This is a genomic window from Blautia sp. NSJ-175, assembly GCF_022867815.1.
GTDB lineage: Bacteria > Bacillota > Clostridia > Lachnospirales > Lachnospiraceae > Blautia > Blautia celeris.
The window spans coordinates 1-25,157 of sequence record NZ_JALIFQ010000026.1 but is presented as its reverse complement, the minus strand read 5'-3'; the positions used below and the strand labels follow the sequence as shown (position 1 = coordinate 25,157).

Annotated in this window: 26 protein-coding genes; 23 read left to right on the top strand and 3 right to left on the bottom strand. The window is 48.0% G+C overall.

The genetic code is table 11. The annotated features are described in order from the left end of the window. From MUB35_RS26180 to MUB35_RS26165, 4 genes are all read left to right on the top strand, one after another. Positions 1-1,182 carry a M20 family metallopeptidase gene (locus MUB35_RS26180; RefSeq protein ID WP_033140004.1) on the top strand — a complete coding sequence of 394 codons (1,182 nt, stop codon included), beginning with the start codon at positions 1-3 and terminating at the stop codon, positions 1,180-1,182. A gap of 13 nt (positions 1,183-1,195) precedes the next feature. Then, the gene (locus tag MUB35_RS26175; RefSeq protein ID WP_033140003.1) at positions 1,196-2,215 is read left to right on the top strand and encodes an ABC transporter ATP-binding protein; all 1,020 of its coding nucleotides are present in this window, start codon (positions 1,196-1,198) and stop codon (positions 2,213-2,215) included. Next, positions 2,205-3,191: an ABC transporter ATP-binding protein gene (locus MUB35_RS26170; protein WP_033140002.1), complete on the top strand. Its 987-nt coding sequence runs from the start codon at positions 2,205-2,207 to the stop codon at positions 3,189-3,191. The genes MUB35_RS26175 and MUB35_RS26170 overlap by 11 nt, the downstream gene beginning before the upstream one ends. Positions 3,192-3,266: 75 nt before the next feature. Beyond that, the gene (locus tag MUB35_RS26165) at positions 3,267-4,529 is read left to right on the top strand and encodes a M20 family metallopeptidase (protein WP_186971116.1); all 1,263 of its coding nucleotides are present in this window, start codon (positions 3,267-3,269) and stop codon (positions 4,527-4,529) included. A gap of 869 nt (positions 4,530-5,398) precedes the next feature. On the opposite strand, the gene MUB35_RS26160 is transcribed toward MUB35_RS26165, so the two are convergent. Next, complete coding sequence (locus MUB35_RS26160) at positions 5,399-6,262, bottom strand: AraC family transcriptional regulator (protein ID WP_244807113.1); 864 nt, start codon at positions 6,260-6,262, stop codon at positions 5,399-5,401. Positions 6,263-6,613: 351 nt separating this feature from the next. On the opposite strand from MUB35_RS26160, the gene MUB35_RS26155 reads away from it, so the two are divergent. The 10 genes from MUB35_RS26155 to MUB35_RS26110 all read left to right on the top strand — a co-directional run bounded on the left by MUB35_RS26155 (position 6,614) and on the right by MUB35_RS26110 (position 16,824). Continuing rightward, positions 6,614-7,066, top strand: coding sequence for a VOC family protein (locus MUB35_RS26155; RefSeq protein WP_033139649.1), 453 nt, complete (start codon positions 6,614-6,616; stop codon positions 7,064-7,066). A gap of 33 nt (positions 7,067-7,099) precedes the next feature. Further along, entirely contained in the window at positions 7,100-8,554 is a 1,455-nt protein-coding gene (locus tag MUB35_RS26150) for an extracellular solute-binding protein (RefSeq protein WP_052098963.1), read from the top strand. A gap of 84 nt (positions 8,555-8,638) precedes the next feature. Continuing rightward, positions 8,639-9,496, top strand: coding sequence for a carbohydrate ABC transporter permease (locus tag MUB35_RS26145; RefSeq protein WP_186971117.1), 858 nt, complete (start codon positions 8,639-8,641; stop codon positions 9,494-9,496). Positions 9,497-9,508: 12 nt separating this feature from the next. After that, complete coding sequence (locus MUB35_RS26140; RefSeq protein ID WP_033139651.1) at positions 9,509-10,393, top strand: carbohydrate ABC transporter permease; 885 nt, start codon at positions 9,509-9,511, stop codon at positions 10,391-10,393. 8 nt (positions 10,394-10,401) lie between these two features. Continuing rightward, positions 10,402-11,136 (top strand): SDR family NAD(P)-dependent oxidoreductase, encoded by a 735-nt coding sequence (locus tag MUB35_RS26135; RefSeq protein WP_244807112.1) that lies wholly within the window; start codon positions 10,402-10,404, stop codon positions 11,134-11,136. A 25-nt stretch (positions 11,137-11,161) separates the two neighbouring features. Further along, positions 11,162-12,313: a Gfo/Idh/MocA family protein gene (locus MUB35_RS26130; protein ID WP_244807111.1), complete on the top strand. Its 1,152-nt coding sequence runs from the start codon at positions 11,162-11,164 to the stop codon at positions 12,311-12,313. 29 nt (positions 12,314-12,342) lie between these two features. Continuing rightward, the gene (locus MUB35_RS26125) at positions 12,343-12,813 is read left to right on the top strand and encodes a VOC family protein (RefSeq protein ID WP_033139654.1); all 471 of its coding nucleotides are present in this window, start codon (positions 12,343-12,345) and stop codon (positions 12,811-12,813) included. Positions 12,814-12,829: 16 nt separating this feature from the next. Continuing rightward, positions 12,830-13,663, top strand: coding sequence for a sugar phosphate isomerase/epimerase family protein (locus MUB35_RS26120; RefSeq protein ID WP_244807110.1), 834 nt, complete (start codon positions 12,830-12,832; stop codon positions 13,661-13,663). Between the two features lie 152 nt (positions 13,664-13,815). Next, a complete protein-coding gene (locus MUB35_RS26115; protein WP_244807109.1) occupies positions 13,816-15,171 on the top strand; it encodes a GH1 family beta-glucosidase in 1,356 nt (451 codons plus the stop codon). A 186-nt stretch (positions 15,172-15,357) separates the two neighbouring features. Then, the gene (locus MUB35_RS26110) at positions 15,358-16,824 is read left to right on the top strand and encodes an alpha/beta hydrolase (RefSeq protein ID WP_130179623.1); all 1,467 of its coding nucleotides are present in this window, start codon (positions 15,358-15,360) and stop codon (positions 16,822-16,824) included. A gap of 89 nt (positions 16,825-16,913) precedes the next feature. Here the strand turns inward: MUB35_RS26110 and MUB35_RS26105 are convergent, their stop codons facing one another. Beyond that, entirely contained in the window at positions 16,914-18,227 is a 1,314-nt protein-coding gene (locus tag MUB35_RS26105) for an FtsX-like permease family protein (RefSeq protein WP_103731153.1), read from the bottom strand. Next, positions 18,217-18,984 (bottom strand): ABC transporter ATP-binding protein, encoded by a 768-nt coding sequence (locus MUB35_RS26100; RefSeq protein WP_103731154.1) that lies wholly within the window; start codon positions 18,982-18,984, stop codon positions 18,217-18,219. Before MUB35_RS26100 ends, MUB35_RS26105 begins: the two co-directional genes overlap by 11 nt. Before the next feature lie 198 nt (positions 18,985-19,182). Between MUB35_RS26100 and MUB35_RS26095 the strand changes: the two genes are divergently transcribed. From MUB35_RS26095 to rplA, 9 genes are all read left to right on the top strand, one after another. After that, a complete protein-coding gene (locus MUB35_RS26095) occupies positions 19,183-20,340 on the top strand; it encodes a radical SAM protein (RefSeq protein ID WP_244807108.1) in 1,158 nt (385 codons plus the stop codon). Next, the gene (locus MUB35_RS26090) at positions 20,330-20,944 is read left to right on the top strand and encodes a TetR/AcrR family transcriptional regulator (protein WP_033139660.1); all 615 of its coding nucleotides are present in this window, start codon (positions 20,330-20,332) and stop codon (positions 20,942-20,944) included. The genes MUB35_RS26095 and MUB35_RS26090 overlap by 11 nt, the downstream gene beginning before the upstream one ends. A 179-nt stretch (positions 20,945-21,123) precedes the next feature. After that, the gene (locus tag MUB35_RS26085) at positions 21,124-22,272 is read left to right on the top strand and encodes a hypothetical protein (RefSeq protein WP_244807107.1); all 1,149 of its coding nucleotides are present in this window, start codon (positions 21,124-21,126) and stop codon (positions 22,270-22,272) included. Between the two features lie 3 nt (positions 22,273-22,275). Next, positions 22,276-22,605: a DUF1622 domain-containing protein gene (locus MUB35_RS26080; RefSeq protein WP_033139662.1), complete on the top strand. Its 330-nt coding sequence runs from the start codon at positions 22,276-22,278 to the stop codon at positions 22,603-22,605. A 193-nt stretch (positions 22,606-22,798) separates the two neighbouring features. Further along, positions 22,799-22,948 carry a 50S ribosomal protein L33 gene (gene rpmG, locus MUB35_RS26075; RefSeq protein ID WP_018597038.1) on the top strand — a complete coding sequence of 50 codons (150 nt, stop codon included), beginning with the start codon at positions 22,799-22,801 and terminating at the stop codon, positions 22,946-22,948. Positions 22,949-22,969: 21 nt separating this feature from the next. Next, entirely contained in the window at positions 22,970-23,173 is a 204-nt protein-coding gene (secE, locus tag MUB35_RS26070; RefSeq protein WP_033139663.1) for a preprotein translocase subunit SecE, read from the top strand. Positions 23,174-23,188: 15 nt separating this feature from the next. Beyond that, a complete protein-coding gene (gene nusG, locus MUB35_RS26065) occupies positions 23,189-23,704 on the top strand; it encodes a transcription termination/antitermination protein NusG (protein ID WP_033139664.1) in 516 nt (171 codons plus the stop codon). 80 nt (positions 23,705-23,784) lie between these two features. Beyond that, the gene (gene rplK, locus MUB35_RS26060) at positions 23,785-24,210 is read left to right on the top strand and encodes a 50S ribosomal protein L11 (RefSeq protein WP_033139665.1); all 426 of its coding nucleotides are present in this window, start codon (positions 23,785-23,787) and stop codon (positions 24,208-24,210) included. Between the two features lie 79 nt (positions 24,211-24,289). Beyond that, a complete protein-coding gene (gene rplA / locus MUB35_RS26055; protein WP_033139666.1) occupies positions 24,290-24,985 on the top strand; it encodes a 50S ribosomal protein L1 in 696 nt (231 codons plus the stop codon). Positions 24,986-25,157: the final 172 nt, after the last annotated feature.

Below are 25,157 nucleotides of genomic sequence, written 5' to 3'. Positions count from 1 at the left end.
ATGAGCGATTTTAAAGAGAGAGTACAGAAGAGGGTAGAGGAGATTCTGCCTGAGCTGATCGGACTTTCCAACACAGTTTGGGAACATCCGGAATATAATTTTGAGGAATTTCATGCCTGTAAGTCCATGTCCGAGCTTCTGAAGAAATTCGGATTTGAAGTGACAACAGGTGTCGGAGGGATTGAGACCTCCGTAAAGGCCGTATACGACACAGGAAAAGAAGGACCCAATATCGGTATCTTCGGGGAGTTCGACGCTGTTCCCGGAATGGGTCATTCCTGCGGACATAATCTGATGTGTGCCATGGCTGTAGGAGCCGGCGAAGCAGTTCATTCCGTCATTGATGATATCGGCGGAAAAGTCACCGTATTCGGCACCCCCGCAGAGGAAGGCGGCGGCGGCAAGATCATCATGCTGAACAACGGCGCTTTCAAAGAACTGGATATTGCCATGATCCTGCACTCTGCCAGTGACACCGTGGTAAATGACATTTCCTATTCCAGAACAGACCTGATCGTGGATTACTATGGGAAGACATCCCATGCAGCCACATGGCCGGAGGAAGGTATCAGTGCCCTGAATCCCATCCTGGATCTGTTCCAGATCGTGAACTCCATGCGTCTGGAGCTGGCTGACAAAGGAAAAATTCTGGGTATCATCTCCAAAGGCGGAGAGGAACCCATCTATATTCCGGACCACTGCCAGGCCAGATTTACAATTCGTTCCTTCAGCATGAAGTATAAGCTGGAACTGCTGGAACGCTTTAAAAAGATATGTGAACACGTAGCGGAGATCACCAATACAAGACTTGAGATTTCCGACGACGGACTTGCCTATGAGGATATCCGTAACAATCAGTCTCTGGAAGAGGCTCTTCGGAAGAATTTTACAGATCTGGGCGAAATTGTTAAGCCAAGGGAAAGAGCCCTGGGTATCGGCTGTACAGATATGGGCAATGTGACCCATGAGATACCGGGACTTCAGTCTTATGTCCTGGTAGTGCCTGAGACCAGAGGTCATACAAAAGAGTTTGAGGATGCCTGCTACAGCGAGGCCGGACACAAGACGATCGCTGTTGGCTCCAAGGCTATGGCAATGACGGCAGTGGATGTTCTGACGAATCCGGAACTTTTGGAGGCGATCAGAAGAGACTTTAAGGAAATGAAGGAAAAATACGAATAGATGAGGAGTTATTATGAGTGATACCTTACTGACAGTAAAAGATTTGAAGACATATTTTTTCCTTGCAAGCGGCGTGTCAAAAGCGGTGGATGGTGTCAGTTTTGAGTTGAAAAAAGGTGAGACCATGGGAATCGTGGGAGAATCCGGCTCAGGAAAGAGTGTAAGCTCCTCATCCATCATACGTCTGCTCCCGCCGCGTACCGGAAAGATCGTGGGCGGTGAGATCAACTTTGACGGCAAGGATGTGCTGAAGCTTAATAAAAAAGAGCTTCTGGACTTCCGCGGCAAGGATATAGCAGTTATCTTCCAGGATCCTATGACAAGTCTGGACCCTGTATTTAAGATTGGAAACCAGATGGTTGAGATGATCTGTGCCCATCAGGATGTGGATAAGAAAACAGCCTGGAATATGGCAGTGGAAGCCCTGAATAAAGTGGGCATCCCCCAGCCGGAAAAACGTATGGAGGCATATCCTTACGAGCTGTCCGGCGGTATGTGCCAGCGTGTCATCATCGCTATGGCTGTGTGCTGCAAGCCGAAGCTGGTTATCGCCGATGAGCCTACCACTGCCCTTGACGTTACCGTTCAGGCACAGGTCCTGGCCCTTTTAAAAGAGCTGCAGGATGAGTACAATACCTCCATTCTGCTGATCACCCATAACCTGGGCGTTGTGTGGGAGATGTGCGATACCGTTATGGTCCTGTACGCAGGCAATACTGTTGAGTACGCAACCACCAAGGAGCTGTACTCCAAACCCCTGCACCCGTATACATGGGGACTTCTGGATTCCATGCCAAAGCTCTCTGACGAGAACAAGGGTATGCTGAACACCATTCCGGGTACACCGCCTGATCTGCGTCTGACAGGTAAATGCTGTAATTTCTACAACCGCTGCCCGTATGTGACGGAAAAATGCCGTGCTGAGGTTCCGCCTCTCGTTGAAGTGGAGCCGGGTCATTTTGTGGCATGTCACAGGCAGAATCTGGAGAACAAATTAGTCAGAGGGGAAGTGAACGAAGAAAATGAAGGATGAGAAAAAGGTTCTTATGAAGGTCAGGAATCTGACCAAAGAATTTAAAATAAAAGCCAGTAAATTCGGTGAGCAGCCCCAGATCCTCCACGCGGTCAATGACGTTTCCGTGGATATCTATGAGGGTGAGACACTGGGTATCATCGGAGAATCAGGATGCGGTAAATCCACATTTGGAAAGACTCTCATCCAGCTTCACAAAGCCACTTCCGGAAGTGTGGAGTACAATGGCAGAGACATTTTCTCCTTACAGGGGAAAGAGCTGAAGGATTTAAAGAGGGATATCCAGATGGTATTCCAGGACCCCTATTCTTCCCTGGACCCCAGAAAAACAGCGGCGAAGATCATTGCGGAGCCTCTTGTGGTACACAAGCTGGAGCCGGACAAGAAGAAAAGGGATGACAAGGTACTGGGCCTCATGCGTGAGGTCGGCCTTGATGTACAGCACGTAAACCGTTTCCCTCATGAGTTTTCAGGCGGCCAGAGGCAGCGTATCAATGTTGCCCGCGCCCTTGCCCTGAATCCCAAGCTGATCATCTGCGATGAGCCGGTTTCCGCACTGGACGTATCTATCCAGGCCCAGGTGCTGAACCTGTTTAACCGTCTGCAGAAGGAATATAACCTGACCTATGTGTTTATCTCCCATGACCTGGGTGTCATCAAGCATGTAAGTGACAGGATCGCCATTATGTATCTGGGAAGGATCGTGGAATTGTGTGACGCGGATAAACTGTACGACAACCCGCTGCATCCCTATACAAAGGCACTGCTGTCCGCGATTCCCACGGAATCTCCTTTTGTAAAGAAAGAGAGAATCGTCTTAAAGGGAGATATCCCCAGTCCTATCGGAGAACAGATAGGCTGTCCGCTGGCAGGCAGATGTCCGCAGTGCATGGAGCGCTGCCGTAAAGAAACACCTAAGCTGATGAATCAGGGAGAGGGCCATCAGGTTGCCTGCTTCCTGTATGATGAGAAATAAAATGGATATCATTTGACAGCAGTGGTTTGGCAAATGAGCCGGATTACTGCATTTGACAAGAAAGTGTGAGCGAAAATGAGTAATATTACAAGAGCAGAGATCCTGAAACTGGCTGAAAGCCAGACAGATGATTTTATTAAACTGGTTTCTGACCTGATCCGGATCCCAAGTGAAAATCCTACAGGAACACAGAGAGAAGTTGTAGACTTTGTTAAGAATTACCTGAAAGAGGCAGGTATTGACAGCGAGGAAGTTGCCGCGCATCCTGATTTCCCGTGTGTACTTGCGAAAATCGGCAAAGAGGACGGCTTCAGCGTGATCTTAAACGGACATGTGGACGTGGTTCCTGCCGGCGACAGAGAACAGTGGGACTTTGACCCCTTCTCCGGTGAAGTGACAGACAAGCTGATTCTGGGAAGAGGAACTTCCGACATGAAAGCCGGTGTGGCAGGCCTTCTGTTTGCCATGAAGATACTTACAGAGTCAGGTGCTCCTTTAAACGGAAATGTCCGTCTGCACATTGTATCCGATGAGGAGAGCGGCGGAGAATACGGTTCTAAATGGCTGTGTGAAAATGGCTATGCCAAGGATGCAAATGCCTGCCTGATCGCAGAGCCGACATCCAACAATACCATTGAAATCGGCCAGAAGGGTGGTCTGACCCTGATCATGAAGGCCTACGGCAAATCTGCACACGGAAGCCTGGGCGGATTCAAAGGGGAAAATGCCATCATCAAGCTTTCCAAGGTTCTGGATAAGCTGCAGGGTCTGACAAAGATTGAAGGCCATTTCAAGGACAGCCAGGCTCATGCCCTGGAGAACTCCAAGCTCATCGCGCAGCAGGAGATCGGCGAGCCGGGAATCGGTGAGGTGATCAGCCATGTTTCCGCCAATGTCGGCGTGATTCAGGGCGGAACACGCCCGAATATGGTTCCTGATTACTGTGAGGCGATCGTGGATGTACGTCTGCCTATCGGTGTGGACCATGAGGAGATTGAAGAGATGGTGCGCACTATCATCCGTGATAGCGGTGAGACAGGCATTGAGTACGAAGCACAGTGGAAGAGTGAAGGAAACTACACAGATGAGGATGCAGCCATTGTCCAGACAGTGAAGAAAAATGCAGAGGCACTGTGGGGAATCGACGTGATCCCGGCTTACCAGTGGGCATCCAGCGATGCCAGAGAGTACCGCGCACAGGGCATTCCGACCATTCAGTACGGTCCGTCCAATACGGAAGGTATTCATTCTTATAATGAGAATGTGGATATTGAGGATGCGGTGAATGCGGGAAGGATTTATATTCTGTCACTGTGTGATCTGATGGGAATTGAGTAAGTTGATATAAAAATATGAAAAACCGGAAAAAGGAATCTACTCCTTTTTCCGGTTATTTTTTGTGCAATATCACAGATTGCCTGTGCTCTGGATAAGTGCTATAATGTGAAGACGGATAGCCGTGTTGCAGGGTGGGATGGCCTCTATTCTATAGAATGGAGGTGATGTCTATGAAAAATCATTTCGATTTTCAGGATATAATGACCTTTGGTCTGTTCTTATTGGCATTACTTACATTCATATTTATGTTTTGTAAGTAATCTACATAGCTACATAGAAAAACCACCCTGAAACTTTGACCGGTCGAAGGGTGGTCTTTCTATACCTTATGATGGTCAACTCACCTTGTGGGCGGCTGTCCTTTATATTTTTAATATATCATGCATTCGCATATTTGTAAAGATATACTTTGCAATTTTTATCCGAGAAAATAATTTACCTTTCTATACGAGTTCGGTGTAGATAAGATTTTCCTAAAGACCGGAAGATGGGACGTTAATCCTTCTTCCGGTTGCTTTTTGTGCAAAATTACAGATTGCTTATGCTATAAGTGAATGCTATAATGTAAAGACGGATAGCCGTGTTGCAGGGTGGGGTGGCCTCTGTTCTATAGAATGGGGGTGATGTCTATGAAAAATCATTTCGATTTTCAGGATATAATGACCTTTGGTCTGTTCCTATTGGCATTACTTACATTCATATTTATGTTTTGTAAGTAATCTACATAGAAAAACCACCCTGAAACTTTGGCCAGTGGACGGGTGGTCTTTCTTCTCATCATAACGGTCAACTCACCTTGTGGGCGGCTGTCCTTTATATTTTCAATATATCATGTATTTGCATGTTTGTAAAGACATACTTTGCAATTCCTATCCGGGAAAATGATCAAACATCTTCCTGAATTGGGATGGCGTGCAGTTATTGATCTGTTTAAATGTTCTGTTAAAAGACGGCAGACTGGAAAAACCCGACTGCAGCGCAACATCCATAATGGACAGGTCCGGATTCTCCAGGAGTTCCGTTGCGCGTGATACCCGCAGGGATGTAATATATTCAGGCAGGGACATCTGGTAATATTCCTTGAAAATCCTTGAAAAATGGTATTTGCTGAATCCGGCAAAGGCAGCCAGGTCTTCCAGGCTGATCTGTTCGGTATAATGTTCTTTTATGTATTCTGTAACCGCATCGAATTTTCTGTCATATGCTTTCTGCTGCGGTGTTTTCTGGGCAGAGAGTGAATTCTTGATCTGATAATTATGTTCCCCTATCACAATGAAAAAATGGAGAAGTTCTTCATACAGACACATTTCCTTGAAACTGATATCGCTGTAGAACAGTCCCTTGATCTTTATAAGTATTTCCAGCGGATTGTCGGAAAATGGTACGGCGTCCGTCACGTCAATGACAGGCTGGCAGCAGAGGAGTTGTCTGTGAATGATGAAATCATGGAGCTGCGGCAGCAGCATATTGGAAAACTGCAGAACCAGACAGGGTACCGTACTGTTTTTAGTCAGAGAGTGCAGGCTGCGGGGAGGTATCAGGGCAAACTGGTTTTCCGTGAGTGCATATGTTTCATTTCCAAGGGTGATAGACATGTCATTGGACAGCGGTGCCACAATCTCCATAAAACTGTGCCAGTGCATGGGAAAGTGGGAATAGTAATGTCCATAGGATACATTGATGGACATATCATGTTCAAAGTACATAGGTTCTGATAAATCGGCTTTGATCATAACAAATTACTCCTTATGATTTTAATTGTAAAAAAGCATAATAAAATATTGTAAATGATAATTAAATAGACAAATTTTAACAAACACACACAATAGATTCTTATACTAGATATTATAGGTTAAATATTGCGATAAATAAATGTGCATATTACACAAAAATGCCACGGTTAATGTGTGAGAATGTGCTAATTACATATTGATAATTTGCATTACTTCAAAATATAAAGCAATAAATAGTGACTATATAGCAATAAATTAATAGAAAACACTCTGCTTCAATGCTATAGTAAACATATCGAAACCGAAGCGCGTGAAGGTTAAAACGAATACAAGCAAAGAAAGGATTTATTCATGGGAGTAATTGATGGCAAGACGATCTGCCAGGTAGCCCTGGTGGTGAAAGACCTGGAAAAGACAACAGAGGAGTACGCAAAACTTTTCGGCGTTCCGAAGCCGGAGATATTCCGGGTTCCCGAGGAATCCGTGGCACACACACAATTCAAGGGGATGCCCAGCAAAACAAGAGCAAAACTTGCGGTATTTAATCTGGGCCAGGTAGTTCTGGAGCTTACAGAGCCTGATGAGGAACCGAGTTCCTGGAAGGATTTCCTGGAGAAAAACGGGGACGGTATCCACCATATTGCGTTTATGACAGATGACAGAGATGCGGCAGTAAAATACTTTGAGGAAAACGATATGCCAATCCGCCATTACGGGGAATATGAGGGCGGAAATTACACAGTCTTTGACAGCAAAGAAAAACTGGGGACATTTGTACAGGTGAAATACGAACCGAAAAAATAAGGTATAGAGGGTAAAGCAGGAAAGGAGAAACGTATGAAGAAAAAATTAGCAGCAGCATTCTTAACGTTATGTATGGCAGCAGGTACACTGGCCGGATGCGGCGGAGACAGCAGCTCTGCATCGGGGGACACGTCCACCACGGGGACAGAGGAAAATAAGACGGAAGAAAAAGGGGAAACCACAGAGGCGCAGGAATCCGTAAAGATGTCTGCAGAGGAATTAAAGTCCATGGGGCTGGAGGCCGAGGATACGGATCTGACAGGTGAATTTACATATTGGTCGGCATTTACCGGGGATTCCCAGGTCTGGGACCAGAGCCGCGTGGATGCATTCAATGAATTATATAAAGATAAAGGTATCAAATGCAACGTACAGTTCGTACCTGACGGCGCAGGCATTAACAACGGCAAGCTCCTCTCTGCGATCGCCGGAGGCCAGGCACCTGACCTGGTAATATGCGATAATGCGACAGCGGCATATTCCTATGCGGCCAACGGCAGCTTTGAGATGCTTGAGCCTTATCTGGAACAGGTAAACCTGAATGTGGACAACTTCTTTGACGGCTGTAAGGATGTAATTTACTACAAGGATGAGCCATACCTGATTCCTCAGGATACGAATGTTATGCTTTTATACTACAATCCTGATATAGCAAAAGAAGCAGGGCTTGACCCGGAGAATCCGCCGAAGACCCTGGACGAATTAGATCAGTGGGCGGAGGCCATGACCATTCAGAACGACGACGGAAGCTATGCCAGATTTGGTCTGATCCCGTGGCTGGATCTGAAGGATGACGCGTTTACCCTTCCCTTCTTCTTCGGAGCTGATGTGTATGATGCGGATACAAACAAATTAAACCTTACCTCCCCGCAGATGGTATCCTGTATGGAATGGCTGCAGTCCTACGGCGAGAAATATGATCCGGAAAGGATTTCCTCCTTCACCTCAGGTCTTGGCGGAATGTTCTCACCTGACCATGCTTTTATGACAGGAAAAGTCGGCATGACTATCACAGGCAACTGGTTCTCCAATGCACTGCGTGTGTACGCTCCTGATGTAAACTATGAAGTATGCGCAGTTCCGGTACCGGAAGGCGGACGTGCGGACAGCACCACATTCCAGACAAATGTGTTTGCGGTTCCGAAAGGTTCCCAGAATCCTGAACTGGCAGCACTGTTTATCAAATTCTGTATGTCAGGTGCAGTCAATGAGGATAACTTTGCACAGTGGAGAAGTATTCCCACAAGTGATGCTGAGTTTGACAATGTAAGTCTGACAAAAGACGGAGATGAAATGTATAAACTGGAGAGAGAACTTGCCAATTCACCGGAAAACGGAATCCCTGCACTCTGCTCCTGCTCCGCAGAACTTGCAAAAGCATTCGTAACGTTCCGTGAAGGTGTGATTTACGGTAATATTACGGACATTCAGGGTGAACTGCAGAAACTTCAGGATAAATATCAGACGGAACTGGATAACGCCGAATAGGCGGCATAAAATCCCGCGGGAATTCCCGTACAGCAGTTTTGCTGCTGTGCGGGGCACTCCTGCCGGGGAGAAAGGAGATTTGAGATGGCTAAACCACAGAGGAAGAGAAAACAAGGGAAAATTCCCAGCCTGGAAGTCATATTTCTGTATGCGTTTTTGATCGTCCTGGCGGTTCTGTTTATTCTGCCCATATTTTATCTGTTTATGGGTTCCTTTAAGGCGGAGAGCGAACTGTTCCGCGTGCCCTTTAAATGGCTGCCGGATAAGTTCCAGTTCGGGAATTTTATCAACATGTTTTCGTCCATTCCCTTTTTTAAATATTTAAAGAACACAATGATCATCGTAGTATGTAATATTGTCGGTTCCCTGCTGTCCTGTTCCCTGGTGGCTTACGGTTTTGCCAGGCTGCGCTGGCCGGGACGTGACAAAGTGTTTATCCTGGTGCTGATCACGATGATCCTCCCTTATCAGGTTACACTGGTTCCTCTGTTCCTGATGTTCACGAAAATGAAGTGGATCGGAACCTTCCTTCCTCTTACGGTTACCTGCTTTTTTGGAAATCCGTTCTTCATCTTTCTGCTGCGCCAGTTCTTCACAGGGATTCCTCAGGATATCTCAGAGGCTGCCAGAATAGACGGGGCAGGGGAGTTTACCATTTTTTCAAAGCTGGTCATTCCTATGGCTAAGCCGGCACTGACAACGGTTGCGATCTTTGCATTTATCCGCTCCTGGAATGACTTCCTGGGACCTCTGGTATTTCTTGGGAAGGATGAACTTTATACACTCTCCCTGGCAGCTTCCATGCTGAAATCCAATCTGGACCCCAACTGGAGTCTGCTGCTGGCACTGGGCGCTGTGATGATTCTTCCTGTACTCATTCTTTTCTTTGTGATGCAGAAGTATTTCATCCAGGGTATCGCAATGTCGGGAATCAAAGGTTAAGGAGGCGGAACAATGAAGAAAATGAATATGAGAAAAAAAGAAGCCATTCATGGTCTGCTGTTCGTCTCTCCGTGGATCATCGGTTTTCTGGTGTTTACCTTGTACCCGATCTGCTCCTCCCTGTACTATTCCCTGTGTGATTACCAGGTCATCAAGGAACCTGTTTTCATCGGGCTTGGGAATTATAAGGCACTGTTTCAGGACAAGACATTTTTAAAGGCATTGAGCAATACCGTGTATATGGTTATCTTCGGAGTACCGATTACCACATTCATTGCGGTGGCAGTGTCTATTATACTCAACAATAAAAAGTTAAAGTATACCGGTCCTTTCCGTGTGATCTTCTTTATCCCCACACTGGTGCCCACAGTTGTAGCGTGTCTTCTGTGGATCTGGGTTATGCAGCCGGAGACAGGTATTGTCAACCGTCTGCTGGGATACATTGGCATCCAGGGGCCGGGATGGCTTTCCAGCATGTTCTGGTCAAAGCCGGCTTTGATCATCATGATGGTGTGGACCTGCGGCAATGCCATCATCATCTATCTGGCAGGACTGCAGGATATACCGGACAGTCTTTATGAGTCAGCGGCCCTGGACGGGGCAGGATTTTTCCGCCAGACCATGTCCGTTACCATACCGCTTCTGCGCTCCACTATTCTGTATAATGTGGTGACACTGATCATTGCCGTGTTCCAGTGGTTTGCAGAGCCGTACATAATGACCAGCGGCGGGCCGGACAATCAGACCATGTTCTATTCCCTGTATTTGTATCAGAACGCGTTCTCTTACTTTAAGATGGGATATGCGTCCGCAATGGCCTGGATTCTGCTGTTGATCGCACTGGCGATCATCCTGGTGCTGTTCAAGGTCTTCCGGTTCGGAGAGTCAGATTATTAGGAGGCAATATGATTGGATTAGTGACTGGCGCCAACCGGGGGTTGGGCTATGAGATGATAAAAGAAGGGCTGCGCCGCGGCCACACCATGCTGGCAGCCTGCAGAAACACCGGGGATGAAACCTCAGTCGGTGGCCTGCTGAAATTAAAAGAGCAATATCCCGGCAGCCTGAGGATCCTGGAGATGGATGTCACGGACCGGGAAATGACAGAGAAAGCGGCGTTACAGGTGCAGCAGGAATTCGGACATATAGATTTCCTTGTGAATAACGCAGGGGTACTGTTTGAAAAAATGGTGATGCCCGGGGATGCCATTGCTGACCTGGATGTGGAGAAGTTCAGAAAAACACTGGATGTAAATGTGACAGGCACTGCCATAGTGCTCAAATATTTTATACGCCTGCTGTATGCGTCCGAAGATGCCTGTATCATGAACATTACATCTGAGGCAGGGCATCTGAGTCCTCAGGGCTACAACTATCTGGCATATTCTGTGTCAAAGCATGCGGCAAATATGTACACCCAGAAGGTACGGAACTATCTGGCAGAGGAGCAGGCAGACCGGCATATGCGGATCTACATGATTCATCCGGGCCGTATGGACACCATTATGGGAAAAGAAAATGCCCAGATTTCGCCTTCCGAGTCAGCAGCAGGACTGTATGACATTCTGGACAGGAAGAAACAGATACCGGATATGGATGTCCCCTTCATCAACTACAGGGGTGAGCCAATGCCGTACTGAGGTGCAAGATCGTGAGGAAGCGAATATGAGAAATGTAAATGTGGGAATACTCGGATGCGGAGTCATCAGCAATACCTATATCCGGGATATCAAGCGTTTTTATCCCTCCCTGCATCTGGCAGTCTGCGCGGATGTGAATGTGGAGCTGGCAAAGAGCCATGCGGAGAAGTATCGGATACCTGTAGGCTGCTCTGTGGAGGAGATGCTTGCCATGGAGGAAGTGGAGCTGGTGGTGAACCTGACGCCGCCGCAGTTTCATACGGAACTGAATAAGAAAATTCTGCTGGCAGGAAAGCATGTGTTCTGTGAGAAACCATTTGCACCAACAGTTGCCGGGGCCAGGGAGGTCATGGCGCTGGCGGATGAAAAAGGACTTCTGGTGGGCAGTGCTCCGGATACTTTTCTGGGGTCTTCCCTGCAGACATGCAGGAAAATACTGGATGACGGATGGATTGGGCGGCCTCTCTATGTGACTGCCAATATGATGTCAAACGGTGTGGAGACCTGGCACCCGGCCCCCGGTAATTTTTACCGGCGGGGAGCAGGGCCTCTGTATGATATGGGACCGTATTATTTTACGGCACTGGCAGCACTGCTTGGACCGGTAGAACGTGTCAGCGCATTTTCCGGCACCGGATTTCCCGTCAGGCGGATATACGCCGGGCCGCTGAAAGGGCAGGAGATACAGGTGGAGACGCCTACCCATTATTCGGGTACCGCGGAGCTTGCGTCCGGGGTGATCGTGAGTATGAATATCAGTTTTGACATCTGGCATTCCAATCTGCCCATGTTTGAGATATACGGGACGGAGGGAACACTGGAGGTGCCGGACCCCAATATGTCCGGCGGCAGACCAAAGGTCTACAGAAAAGAAAGGACCCTGGATGTGCTGTATGATGACAGTGAAGAGACAAAGGCCAGGCAGAATATCAGCGTGGAGCTGCCCGAGCTGTATCCCCATATAGGTGAGTATACCAGGGGAATCGGTGTACTGGATCTGGCAGATTCCATAGTCAGCGGCAGAAAGCCCAGAGTAAATGCAGAGATGGCCTGCCATGTGATCGAGGCCATCACAGGCATGATGGAATCAGCACGTGATAAAAAAGTATATGAAATGAAAACTGCCTGCGAGAGACCGGAGCCTGTGAGGACCGGAACACCGGTGGGAAGAATATAAAACAAAAAAGGTAAAGTGAGGAAAGAATTATGAATGGAGTAGTAGGTACAGATTTAGTTTGTCAGGTTGGGTTTATTGTAAAGGATATCAACGCCACGAAAAAGAAATGGGCAGAGTTTTTAGGCGTTGAGGAGCCGGAGGCAGCTCTCTGCGGTGAATATGAGACCACACAGACGGAGTTTAAGGGCCAGCCTGCACCGGAGGCCAACAGTTATCTTGCATTTTTTGATGTGGGACCGGGACTGCAGCTTGAACTGATCCAGCCAAATGAAGCACCCTCCACATGGAGGAATTACCTGAACGAACACGGTGAGGGCATCCACCATGTGGCATTCAATATCAAAGGAATGAAAATGCCGGAAGCGGTAAAACGCTGCGAGGATTTTGGCATGGTTCTGGAGCAGAAGGGCGAATACGGCGATGCCAGCGGAAGATATACTTACATGAACGCTTATAAAGACCTGAAATGTATCGTAGAACTGCTGGAGAGCGACAGATAATCGGGAGGAAATGCGGATGAGACTGGGATTATCCAGCCCTCTGGAGCATAAAAGTCCATGGGAATGGGCTGAAAAAATGCACCGGATGGGATGTACTTCTGTGAATTTTCCTGTGGACTATACCTGTGACCGGGCACTTTTGGAACAATACACGGAGGCTGCCAAAGAGTACGGACTGATGATCGCGGAGGTGGGAGCCTGGTGCAACCCCATTTCCCCGGATGACAAGGTCAGGGAGGCAGCATTTACAAGATGTGTGGAACAGTTAAAGCTGGCAGATAAGATTGGCGCCAGATGCTGTGTAAACGTCTCCGGTTCCAGAGGAGAGCGGTGGGACGGTCCCTATAAGGAGAATCTGACAAAGGATACCTGGGAACTGGTGGTGAAGAGCATCCGGGATATTATAGATGCGGCAGATCCGAAAAATACCTATTATACGATTGAGCCGATGCCCTGGATGTACCCTATGGGTCCGGATGAATACTTAAAGCTGATTCACGATGTGGACAGAGAGCGGTTTGCCGTGCATATGGATGTGTTCAACTGGATCACAACACCTGAACGGTATTTTTACCACGAAGAGTTTATGGAGGAGTGTTTCCGTAAGCTTGGGCCGTACATCAGGAGCTGTCATTTGAAGGATGTGGTTCTTGGACAGGAGTTTACCCTTCAGTTCAGGGAAACTGCCTGCGGCAGAGGCGGTTTAAATCTGGAGAAGTACGCCGGCCTTGCGCGTGAGGCGGACCCGGATATGCCGCTGATCATTGAACACCTGGATGGAGACGAGGCTTATCTGGAAAGTCTTTCCTATGTAAAGCTGCGTTTTGGACGGGCAGGGATAGAAATATAAACATAAAGACCAAGCGGGTAGGGAAGTTAAATGCTGCCGACGCTTTGGCGCAGGAGTCCGGTTTTCCGGACTCTTTTTCTACGGACAGTTGTAAACAGAGGGTTTTTCACTTAGAATGGAAGTATATAACAGCATATACAGGAGGATATTTTATGGGATTTCCAGAGAGTTTTTTATGGGGTACAGCAACCGCTTCTTACCAGATAGAGGGCGGTGCATTTGAAGACGGCAGGGGGTACACGGTATGGGATGATTTCTGCAGGACTCCGGGCAAAGTCTTCTCCATGCATAAAGGAGATGTGGCCTGTGACCATTATCACCGCTACAAGGAGGACGTAAAGATGATGGCGGATATGGGAATCCGGGCATACCGTTTTTCGATTGCATGGTCCAGGATCCTGCCGGAGGGAAGAGGAGAGGTTAATCAGAGCGGGATAGACTTCTACAACGCATTGATTGATGAGCTTTTAAAGTACAATATTAAACCCTGCCTGACACTGTTTCACTGGGATCTGCCCTTTGCCCTGCACCGGATGGGCGGCTGGCAGAACCCGGAAATCGTCAATTGGTTTGCAGAGTATGCGGCAGTGGCGGCCAGGGCATTCGGTGACAGGGTCAAATTCTTCATGACCTTCAATGAACCGCAGTGTTTTGTCGGATTGGGGCACGTGAGCGGAGAACACGCTCCCGGCAACATTATGTCCCGCCGCAGTGTACTGGAAATGGCCCACCATGTGATGATGGCACATGGCAAGGCGGTACAGGCCATCAGAAGCCTGGTACCGGATGCGCAGATCGGATATGCGCCTACCTCCAATCCGGTGATCCCCGCGTCGGACACCCTGGAGGATATTGAGGCTGCACGGAGAGCTTATTTCGCGGTGGAGGATAAACCGGATTATATGTGGTCCGTGAGCTGGTGGAGTGACCCGGTCATGCTGGGCAGATATCCGGAGGATGGGCTGAAACTTTTTGAGAAGGATATGCCGGAATTTAAACCGGAGGACCTGGAACTGATGCATCAGCCGCTGGATTTCTACGGACAGAATATTTACAATGGATACAGGGTAAAAAGTGATAAAAAGGGCGGATGGGAGACTGTGGAGCGCCCTGTAGGCTACCCCAGGACAGGCAATGGATGGCCTGTGGTTCCGGAGTCTCTTTACTGGGGCCCGCGGTTTTTGTATGAGCGCTACCGGAAGCCTATCGTCATCACAGAAAACGGATGCTGCTGTGCGGATGTGGTGTCCCTGGACGGTAAGGTCCATGATCCGGGCCGGATTGATTTTTACCATAGATATCTGCGGGAACTTGGGCGCGCCATAGAGGATGGAGTGAGGGTGGATGCTTATTTTGCCTGGTCCGTGATTGATAACTTTGAGTGGGCAAAGGGATATTCCGACAGGTTCGGTATGGTTTACGTGGATTTTGAGACACAGGAACGTATATTAAAGGATTCTGCAAACTGGTATGCAGAAGTAATCAGGAATAACGGTGCAAATCTGTAGGGGGAACTGCCAATAATTTAGTGAACAGAGGGTACAGAAAATGTGAGCCTCTGCCGGTACGGATTACAGCAGCTTACGTTATTCTCTGTTTTCTGTACCTTGTGTTAAGGCAGTTGTGATTTTGGGACCGTGTGATATAGTGAAGCCAACAAAGAAAATAACAGACAGTGGTAAGGAGGTTTCGCTATGAAAAAGAAAATGATCATAACCATTCTGGGTATTGCTCTTATGGCGGCGCTTGCAGGCTGTTCCGGCAAGGGCAATGAGAAAGACAAAGGCACAGAGGAAAAGGAAGAGAATACACAGAAGGAAGACAGTACTGCAGAAAAAGAGGACGGAGCATCCGGCGGGAACAGTTCCGGGGATGAGAAAGAAGGGGCTGCAGAGAGTCAGGATAAAGCAGATGCCCGGACGGATGATCAGAAGCTTTTGGAGACTGCCGAGGCATTTGTGAAGGATTTAATTGCAGGCAGTGAAGAGAATATCAAGGGCAATTATGAATACACGGATCAGATGAAAGCTGCTGTGGATAGTGGTCAGATTCTTTCTGCTTTTCAGAGTACCCTGGATGCAGTGGGCGAACTGAAAGAGGTTCAGCCTGCATGGGAGTCGGAACCGCAGGCCGGTTATAATACAATTCAGGTTCCCTGCGATTTTACCGTACAGCCGCTGAATATGGTAATATCCGTGCTGGACGGCAGGATAGGAGGCGTCCATACAGGTGCGTATCAGGAACAGAAAGAAGCGGTATCCATACCGGAAAATGTGACGGAGACAGATATGGATCTGAGTATAGCGGGAGGACGCACGCTGCCCGGAACATTTGCGGCACCTAAAAATCTGAAAGAATATCCCGCTGTGGTATTCGTACACGGCTCAGGCAGCGGCGACAGGAATGAGGCGCTTGGGCAGATCAAGCCATTTCAGGATTTGGCATGGGGACTTGCCGAGAGAGGAATCGCCTCATACCGTTATGATAAGATTTCTTATGTGTATGGAAAGGAATTAGCAGAGGATAAAGATTTTACCGTATACGATGAGACGGTAAATGACGCTGCAGCGGCAGTTAAGATGCTGCGTGAACAGGAAGGCGTTTCAAAGGTATATGTGGTTGGCCACAGCCAGGGCGCCCAGATGATGGGGGCAATCGCAAAGGAAGGCCAGCCGGACGGCTGTATCATGATGGCCGGACCGGCAAGAGGGTTTGCGGATACCCTGGAAAGGCAGTATAAGTTTCTTCAAAGCCTGAACTCTGAGCCGACCGAGCAGGAGAAGGCAGCTTTTGAACAGGGGCTTGCAGCAGTGGAACAGATGAGGAATATAGATTCTTTGCCCGAGGATGAGAGGATCATGGGCCAGACCCAGACTTATATGAAGAGTCTCCTGGACTATGATGCCGTAAAGGAAGCGGCAGACATAACCGTTCCTGTGCTTGTCCTGCAGGGTGAGGAAGACTATCAGGTGACCATGGATGATTTTCAGATATGGAAAGAAAATTATGAGGGCAGTGATAACTGGAAGTTTGTGTCCTTCCCGGGACTTACCCATCTATTTACAGAAGGCAGATATGACGACGGCCCTGCCAGCTATCAGGGAACAAAACATGTCCCCGATGATGTGACAGAGACCATCGCCGCATTTATCAATCAATAAAACAGTATCCCGGAGCTTTGCCGGGCATGGATACGGAGCAGCCTGTTCCGTATTCCTGCCGGCGAACCCCGGGATTTCTAATGTTGTTCCTAAGAAATATTCTTTATATTTGTATGGTAAACCAGATAAAAATACAGGAGATAAAGCAGGGTAAAGCAGATCAGAAACCCCACAGCCCCCTGAAGCACCAGATGCGGTGTCCTCAAAGCGAGGGTTAATTTATGGTCAGACAGCAGAACGGCAGGCAGCATCAGAATGGCCCAGGGAATGAGCGGGATGGAAAATTTCAGACAGATCTGCAGGGCCATAAGTCTTGTCACCTGGAGCCGGTTTTTTCCCAGATACTGCAGAACCTGCAGCCCATGAGCCTCTTTGCGGATGCTTACGATCTGCTGCACAGACAGAACGGAAAAATAGATGACAATAAAAGCAGAGCACATGCAGATCTGAAGAAATCCCATCCATCTCTGTGAGACCGCATCCATAACTGCATCCTTGGCCTGCAGCATGACCCATCCGCATAGAAAAGAGGAAAAGGAGAAAAGCAGACAGGTGCAGAGGACACTGTTTATAAGGATATCGGATCTGCTGTCTGAAAGCAGCAGGGCTGCGGTGTAAAGCCGGTTTTTGTGGTACAGGTGTTCATTTTTCTGCTGTCGGTATTTATTGCCGTTTATATAGGACGCCTTATAAAAAGAAAAGACGAAAAACAGCATAACCGGAGCGATGCAGGAAACGAACGCCATACCTTCATTTCCCGGAAGAAAGGCAATGGCAGACACGAGAGAGCAGAAAAGAAGAAAGCTGATAAGCGAAGCTGCCGGCCATATTCTGCTGAAACGGGTGACAGAGGCCTGCCGGTTCTTCTTTTGAACGGTCATAAGCTGGATGATTTCCAGACGGCTGATAATCCTCCGGCAGTTCAGGAGGGACAGAACCTGTATGGCCATAAAGTAAAAACCGGTCTGTGCAGCAGCCTGCAAAATCAGGATAAGGTTTATCTGTGATCTGTCAAGGAAACGGGAAAAGGGGAGGGAAAGCCCATAGTATAACAGTATTCCAACAGCAAGTCCCAATATAAAACAGAGCAGTCCGAGAAACAAAAATTCTGTAAAGTACATCCAGGACAATCTGTTTTTTTCCATTCCCATCAGAGCATAGGCAGCAAACTCCCGTGCTCTCTGGTTCAGAATAAAGCGATTCATGTAATTCAGCAGAAGGAGGATAATGACTGTTATGATGAGCGGCAGAGAACTCGTCTCAAAGCCTGCCTCCATTTTTCCCGCAGCGGCAGTGAGGTCGGACAACATCATGACCCCGATCAAAATAGTAAGCGTAGTCATATAGATCAGATAATCATGGCCCGAACGCCTGGCGTTTCGGAGAGCAAGTCTAAGATACATATCCGGAATCCCCCATTACTTTTGCAGTGGTATTTAATATTTCCATAAAATAACCCCATTGGTCCTGTTTTTGGTGTGCCAGGGAATGGACAATCTTCCCATCCTTCATAAACAGAATCGTCTTGCAGTAGCTGGCTGAGAAGGCGTCATGGGTGACCATAAGGATTGTGGCGCCAAACTCCCTGTTAAGCATCACCAGGGTCTCCATCAGGTTCCTGGCAGAGTGGGAATCCAGGGCACCGGTAGGCTCATCAGCCAGTATGAGCCGGGGACTGGCAGCGACTGCCCTTGCACAGGCGCATCGCTGCCGCTGTCCGCCGGATACCTGGCAGGGGAACTTGTCCAGGATATCTTCTATTTCCAGTCTGGCTGCAGTCTCCAATGTGATTTTGGTGATCTCTGCTCGGGGAAGTTCTTTTATTGTGAGGGCAAGCGCTATATTTTCCCGCAGGGTCAGAGTGTCCAGCAGGTTATAATCCTGGAAAATGAATCCCAGATGCTCTCTGCGGAACTGTGCCATTTGGTTTGGGTGTATCTGGGAGAGGTCTGTACCGTCAAGTATGATCCGGCCGGAGGTGGTCCGGTCAATGGTGGAGATAAGGTTCAGCAGTGTGGATTTTCCGGAGCCGGAGGCCCCCATAACCCCTATAAAACTTCCTTCAGGTACAGAAAAACTGACATCGTCCACGGCCAGGGTCTTCAGGCCGTCGGCGGAGTATTCTTTTTTTACATGGTTTAATTCCAGTATATTTTTCAAAGAGGTTTCCTCATTTCATATGCGTGCGGATGCGGGTGTCATTTACTGTGATTCTTATATTTTAACATTCATTTCCAAAGAAGTCATGATTTATTTTGCTTGACAAGCTAGTGAATACTAGCTACAATGAGATAAAGAGCTAGTGATTGCTAGCCTGAGGAGCAGAGAGTCTATGCAGAGAAAGGGAGAGGGAAGTGTATGGAAAAATTACAGTTGGAACAATATCTTAACCGCGGGGTGGAAAATATTATCAGAGGCATGAAGAAAGCGTCTATTACAAATCCGAGATCCGCCGTATTTTTGGTGAAATATGCACAGGCAGCCAGACAGGCGGCGGGGAAACGAAGGAAGGCTGAAGAAAATGGGGAGCATATCCCGCCGTTTCTGATCGCCAGCATCACCAGCCGGTGCAACCTCCGCTGTAAAGGCTGTTATGCATGGGCCAATCGTGCCTGCAGCAGCGGGGCTGAGCACAATGGGATGCGCGCTGAACAGTGGGATGATATTTTTGCGCAGGCAGAGGATATGGGGGTGGGCTTCATACTGCTGGCAGGCGGGGAGCCTTTGATGAGGCCGGATGTGCTGAAAGCAGCAGGAATGCGAAAAAATATCTTGTTCCCTGTTTTCACCAATGGTACTATGATTATTAACAATACTCTGCCGGACAGCGGGAAAAGCGGGCCGGACTCGGAGGGAGATGCCTGCCTGCAGCTATTTGCGGATAACAGGAATCTTCTGCCGGTTCTCAGCATTGAGGGGGACAGAGAGAAGACGGATGCCAGAAGAGGCGCCGGGATCTATGACTGTCTGCTGCAGACCATGGAGGCGCTAAAGGCGCGGAATATCTTATATGGAGTGTCTGTTACGGTGACAAAAGAAAATATGGAGGAAGTAACTGCAGATACTTTCTCTGAAAAACTTTCCCTATTGGGCTGCAGAGCTGTGATTTATGTGGAATATGTACCTGTGGACAGAGATACGGCAGGTCTTGCACCGGATGATGAGGATCGGGTATATATGGCAGACAGGCTGGATGCGCTGCGGGAGACGCAGAGGGATATGCTTCTGATTTCTTTTCCGGGAGATGAGAGGGCATCCGGAGGGTGTCTTGCCGCGGGGCGGGGATTTTTCCATATCAATGCCCGGGGCGGGGCGGAACCGTGTCCCTTCTCCCCCTATTCGGACACCAGTCTGCAGGATGTAAGCCTTAAGGAAGCCATGCGTTCTCCGTTGTTTCGCAGACTGCGGGAGGATGGAAACCTCACCGGTATACATACAGGGGGCTGTGCATTGTTTGAACAGGAAGAGACTGTGAAAAAATATCTGGAAGGGATACAACAAAGTTATGTCAACTAAAGAGCGGATTGTGGAGGAGGCCCTGACACTTTTTTCAAGCAGGGGGTATCAGGGGACCAGTGTAAAAAATATCGCGGATGCGGTGGGAATCAAAGATAGTTCCCTGTATAAGCATTTTAAAAGCAAAAAGGAGATTTTTGAGACCATTGTGGAGGAGATGGCCAGAAGAATGGAGGCCATGAGCCACACGTTTGGCCTTCCGGATGATACCACTGTGGAGGCGGCAGCATTTGCCTACGGAGTCATAAGCGTGGAGGAGTTGGTGGAGCTGAGCAGGAAGGTCTTTCTGTTTTACCTGCAGGATCCTTTTGCGGGCAGGTTCCGCAGAATGCTCACCATAGAGCAGTACAGGGACAGGGAGATTGCGGCAGTGTACAGGAAGATTTATATGGAGGACAGTATCCGTTATCAGACGGTTTTGTTTGAGGAAATGATACGTCAGGGAGTCTTTCGAGAGGCGGATGCCAGGGCCATGGCAATTAATTTTTATGCCCCCATATTTTTTCTGCTGAATAAATATGACAGCCCGGAATGCAGTGTGGAGGACGGACTTGAGGAACTGGAGCGGCAGGTAAGAGAATTTGCCCGCATTTACCACAAATAAAAGAAATGTGGAGTGGTTCGGCTGCCCTGCAGTCCGATATTTTAGCCGTAGCACCTGAAGCTGTGGGCGGGATACAGGGTAAGATGATATGTAACTGTAGAAATTAAGAGACAGCAGATTGATCAACAGCCGGGCGTATTTGCCGTACAGGCTGTTTTGAGAGGATGAATGAGCAGATTATGGGCAGAATAAAAAAGAAAAGACAGAGACTGTGGCCGCAGATGATCGTGGGAGCCGTGATCGGCGGAGCGTGCGGGTACTTTGGCATGATGTTTGTGGAGAGAATGCATGGAGGAAAGGTCAGGATTGCGGAAATTCTGGCAGGTCTTGCGTGGATAATCCTGTGCCTTTATGCGGCTGCATTTCTGCAGACGATCGTACATGAAGGGGGACATTTGGTCTGCGGGCTTCTGAGCGGATATAAGTTTTCTTCCTTCCGTGTGGGAAAAGTGATTCTGGTTAAGAAAAAAGACGGAATTAAGCGGGGCCGGTATTCCCTTATGGGAACAGGGGGACAGTGCCTTCTGGCACCGCCTGACTTGGTGAATGGAAGTATGCCGTATCTGCTGTACAATCTGGGCGGAAGCCTTTTTAATCTGCTGTCTGCTGCCATATCCTTAATGATCTGTTTTGCAGCAGACGGACACGGGTATCTGCAGATCCTGTTTATGGCATTTGCTGTTGTCGGTGTCTTTCTTGCACTGATGAATGCAGTGCCCATGCGGCTTGGCGGGATAAACAATGATGGATACAATGCGCTCCATCTGGGGAAGGATAAAGAGGCAGTGCGCTGTCTGTGGCTGCAGCTAAAGATAAATGAACAGTTTACATTGGGAGTACGCTTGAAGGATATGCCACAGGAGTGGTTTGAACCTGTACCGGAAGCGCTGTGGGATAATGCCCTGTGTGTGGCAACCGGTGTATTTGCCGCCGGCCGGAATATTGACAGGCAGGACTTCCCCGCAGCCCTGAAAATAGGCGAAAGGCTGCTGGAACATGCTTCCGGTCTTATAGGAATCCAAAGGTCCATGTTGGAGGCGGAGATGATTTTCTGCAGACTTATGCTGGATGGCCCCGGAGAAGAACTGAGCAGAGAGTATGAGAAGACCGGGATTCAGGAGTTTTTGAAGCGCTCCTCCTCCATGCCGTCCGTGCTGCGTATCCAATACGCCTATAATCTGATCCAGAATCAGGACAGGGAAGCGGCACAGAAATGGAAGCGGCTGTTTGAGAAAGTGGAAAAAAACTATCCCTTTGACGGCGATATTGCCAGTGAGAGGGAGTTGATGGCATATGTAGATAGTTTACATGATGACGAGAGAGGGTAGTCTATGCTGTTTTTAGAAGAGGTGCTGGGTATAATCGTGGACCTGGCGATTCTGTTATTTGAATATATCGGCGTGGGAGTTATTATATTTGCAGGGATCAGAGGGATAATCCACTATGTCAAGCGGGACCCGGGTACAAAGCTGCTTCTTGCAAAAGGACTTGCCATGGGGCTGGAGTTCAAGCTGGGAAGTGAGATCCTGCGCACGGTGGTGGTGAGGGAGCTGTCCGAGATTTATATTGTGGCGGGGATCATTGTGCTGAGGGCAATCCTGACGATTTTGATCCATTGGGAGATCAAGAATGATGAAGGCGAAAAAATGGCCGGGGGTTGAGATAACAAAAGAAAAATAAATTGACAAAGACCTATTTCTATGCTAAACTGGACAAGCGACAGTGGAAGTAGGTCTTTTTTTTGTGCCTAATTTTCAGGCAGAAAATAGGATCTTGTCGCAGGAAACCGAAACGTTGCATGCGGCAGAGACGTGAATCTGCCGGAGATAAAAGACACATGGAGGTGGAGAAGTCGTGCGCGTAAAAATAACATTGGCATGTACTGAATGTAAACAGCGTAATTACAACATGACAAAGGAAAAAAAGAACCATCCGGAACGTATGGAGACAAAAAAATACTGTAAGTTCTGCAAGGCTCACACTATGCACAAAGAAACCAAATAATTTGGCTTGAGAGGTGAAGCTATGGATGCAGAAAAGAAGGTAAAAGCTCCTAAAAAGAACTGGACCAAAGGACTTCAGGCTGAATTCAAGAAGATTATCTGGCCTGACAGGCCGACGCTGGTAAAGCAGACAGTTGCGGTTGTGGTGATCACTGCCATTCTGGGAGTGCTCATTGCCGTGATTGACAGCGGAGCCCTGCAGATTCTGAATCTATTAATCAAATAAGGACAAGGTGATTTTATGTCAGAAACAAATTGGTATGTTGTGCATACCTATTCAGGGTATGAGAACAAGGTAAAAGCCAACATTGACAAGACAATTGAAAACAGACACCTGGAAGATCAGATTTTGGAAGTCCGTGTTCCCATGGAGGACGTTGAGGAAATGAAAAACGGCCAGAAAAAACTGGTGCAGAAGAAGATGTTTCCGGGCTATGTCCTTATTAACATGGTGATGAATGATGATACCTGGTATGTTGTCAGAAATACACGAGGTGTCACAGGATTCGTTGGTCCGGGGTCAAAACCGGTTCCTTTGACAGAGGAAGAGATGGATCGTCTGGGTATCCAGAACGTAACGCTCCAGATCGACTTTGAAGAGGGTGACAGTGTTGTTGTTACAGGCGGTGTTTGGAAAGATACTGTGGGCGTTGTCCAGAGCATCAATGAAGCAAAACAGATTGTAACAATAAATGTTGAGCTGTTTGGCCGCGAAACGCCAGTTGAAATCAGTTTCGCAGAAGTTAAGAAAATGTAACGAAGATGAAAGGGCCATACGTCACATGGCTCGTGGGAGGGAAATCCCCGACATTACCACATAATTAGGAGGTGCCGAAAATGGCAAAGAAAGTAACAGGCTATATTAAATTACAGATTCCTGCTGGAAAGGCAACACCAGCACCACCGGTTGGACCTGCTCTGGGTCAGCACGGTGTAAACATTGTACAGTTTACAAAGGAATTCAATGCGAGAACAGCAGACAAGGGTGATCTGATCATCCCGGTTGTTATCACAGTATATGCGGACAGAAGTTTCAGCTTTATAACCAAAACTCCGCCGGCAGCAGTTCTGTTAAAGAAAGCCTGCAACCTGAAATCCGGTTCAGGTGTACCGAACAAAACTAAAGTTGCTACAATTTCCAAAGCGAAAGTTCAGGAAATTGCAGAAATGAAAATGCCGGACTTAAATGCAGGTTCCTTAGAAGCAGCAATGAGCATGATCGCAGGTACTGCAAGAAGTATGGGAATCACTGTAGAGGAATAAGGCCAGGCCTTGCCTTTTGAACTATTGAAACGAACGTGGGAGGGACATTCCCGCAATTACCACTAGGAGGTTATTTAATATGAAACGCGGAAAGAAATATGTAGAGGCTGCAAAAGCAGTTGATCGCGCAAACTTATATGATACAGAAGAAGCTATCGCTTTAGTTAAAAAAACAGCAGTAGCTAAATTTGACGAAACAATCGAAGCTCATATCAGAACAGGTTGTGACGGACGTCATGCAGACCAGCAGATTCGTGGTGCGGTTGTACTGCCGCACGGAACCGGTAAAACTGTTCGTGTATTAGTATTTGCAAAGAATGCCAAAGCTGACGAGGCTCAGGCTGCAGGTGCAGACTATGTTGGAGCAGAGGAACTGATTCCGAAGATCCAGAACGAAGGATGGTTAGATTTCGACGTTGTTGTTGCTACACCGGACATGATGGGTGTTGTTGGACGTCTGGGTCGTGTACTCGGACCGAAAGGCTTAATGCCAAACCCGAAAGCCGGAACCGTGACAATGGACGTTACAAAAGCTGTTCAGGATATCAAAGCTGGTAAGATTGAATATCGTCTTGATAAAACAAACATCATTCACGTGCCAATCGGAAAAGCTTCTTTCACAGAGGAGCAGTTAGCGGACAACTTCCAGACGCTCATGGGAGCTATCACAAAGGCTAAGCCAAGCACACTGAAAGGTCAGTACCTGAAGAGTGTAACACTCGCTTCCACAATGGGACCGAGCGTTAAGCTTAACCCGGTTAAGTTAGCTCAGTAATAGATGAAATGAAACAGGCCGCCGCATTGAGAAATCAATGCGGCGGCCTGTTTTTATGTGCGCCTGGCGGCGCACGTTTCCAACGAGTGAAAGTCTCGAATCCGCCCGGTAGTGGGAAGGATATAGCCGAAAGCAAGGGTGTCCGCCGTGAGACGGAATCGGAAGGAAGCTG

Excerpts from the sequence above, each read along its gene's own strand:
- MUB35_RS26120 (WP_244807110.1), top strand. The coding sequence starts at position 12,830 with ATGAGACTGGGATTATCCAGCCCTCTGGAGCATAAAAGTCCATGGGAA.
- MUB35_RS26130 (WP_244807111.1), top strand. The coding sequence starts at position 11,162 with ATGAGAAATGTAAATGTGGGAATACTCGGATGCGGAGTCATCAGCAAT.
- MUB35_RS26095 (WP_244807108.1), top strand. The coding sequence starts at position 19,183 with ATGGAAAAATTACAGTTGGAACAATATCTTAACCGCGGGGTGGAAAAT.
- MUB35_RS26085 (WP_244807107.1), top strand. The coding sequence starts at position 21,124 with ATGGGCAGAATAAAAAAGAAAAGACAGAGACTGTGGCCGCAGATGATC.
- MUB35_RS26135 (WP_244807112.1), top strand. The coding sequence starts at position 10,402 with ATGATTGGATTAGTGACTGGCGCCAACCGGGGGTTGGGCTATGAGATG.
- rplK (WP_033139665.1), top strand. The coding sequence starts at position 23,785 with ATGGCAAAGAAAGTAACAGGCTATATTAAATTACAGATTCCTGCTGGA.
- MUB35_RS26105 (WP_103731153.1), bottom strand. The coding sequence starts at position 18,227 with ATGTATCTTAGACTTGCTCTCCGAAACGCCAGGCGTTCGGGCCATGAT.
- MUB35_RS26150 (WP_052098963.1), top strand. The coding sequence starts at position 7,100 with ATGAAGAAAAAATTAGCAGCAGCATTCTTAACGTTATGTATGGCAGCA.
- MUB35_RS26170 (WP_033140002.1), top strand. The coding sequence starts at position 2,205 with ATGAAGGATGAGAAAAAGGTTCTTATGAAGGTCAGGAATCTGACCAAA.
- MUB35_RS26165 (WP_186971116.1), top strand. The coding sequence starts at position 3,267 with ATGAGTAATATTACAAGAGCAGAGATCCTGAAACTGGCTGAAAGCCAG.
- MUB35_RS26160 (WP_244807113.1), bottom strand. The coding sequence starts at position 6,262 with ATGATCAAAGCCGATTTATCAGAACCTATGTACTTTGAACATGATATG.
- MUB35_RS26115 (WP_244807109.1), top strand. The coding sequence starts at position 13,816 with ATGGGATTTCCAGAGAGTTTTTTATGGGGTACAGCAACCGCTTCTTAC.
- MUB35_RS26090 (WP_033139660.1), top strand. The coding sequence starts at position 20,330 with ATGTCAACTAAAGAGCGGATTGTGGAGGAGGCCCTGACACTTTTTTCA.
- MUB35_RS26125 (WP_033139654.1), top strand. The coding sequence starts at position 12,343 with ATGAATGGAGTAGTAGGTACAGATTTAGTTTGTCAGGTTGGGTTTATT.
- MUB35_RS26180 (WP_033140004.1), top strand. The coding sequence starts at position 1 with ATGAGCGATTTTAAAGAGAGAGTACAGAAGAGGGTAGAGGAGATTCTG.
- nusG (WP_033139664.1), top strand. The coding sequence starts at position 23,189 with ATGTCAGAAACAAATTGGTATGTTGTGCATACCTATTCAGGGTATGAG.
- MUB35_RS26110 (WP_130179623.1), top strand. The coding sequence starts at position 15,358 with ATGAAAAAGAAAATGATCATAACCATTCTGGGTATTGCTCTTATGGCG.
- secE (WP_033139663.1), top strand. The coding sequence starts at position 22,970 with ATGGATGCAGAAAAGAAGGTAAAAGCTCCTAAAAAGAACTGGACCAAA.
- MUB35_RS26145 (WP_186971117.1), top strand. The coding sequence starts at position 8,639 with ATGGCTAAACCACAGAGGAAGAGAAAACAAGGGAAAATTCCCAGCCTG.
- rplA (WP_033139666.1), top strand. The coding sequence starts at position 24,290 with ATGAAACGCGGAAAGAAATATGTAGAGGCTGCAAAAGCAGTTGATCGC.
- MUB35_RS26140 (WP_033139651.1), top strand. The coding sequence starts at position 9,509 with ATGAAGAAAATGAATATGAGAAAAAAAGAAGCCATTCATGGTCTGCTG.
- MUB35_RS26175 (WP_033140003.1), top strand. The coding sequence starts at position 1,196 with ATGAGTGATACCTTACTGACAGTAAAAGATTTGAAGACATATTTTTTC.
- MUB35_RS26155 (WP_033139649.1), top strand. The coding sequence starts at position 6,614 with ATGGGAGTAATTGATGGCAAGACGATCTGCCAGGTAGCCCTGGTGGTG.
- MUB35_RS26080 (WP_033139662.1), top strand. The coding sequence starts at position 22,276 with ATGCTGTTTTTAGAAGAGGTGCTGGGTATAATCGTGGACCTGGCGATT.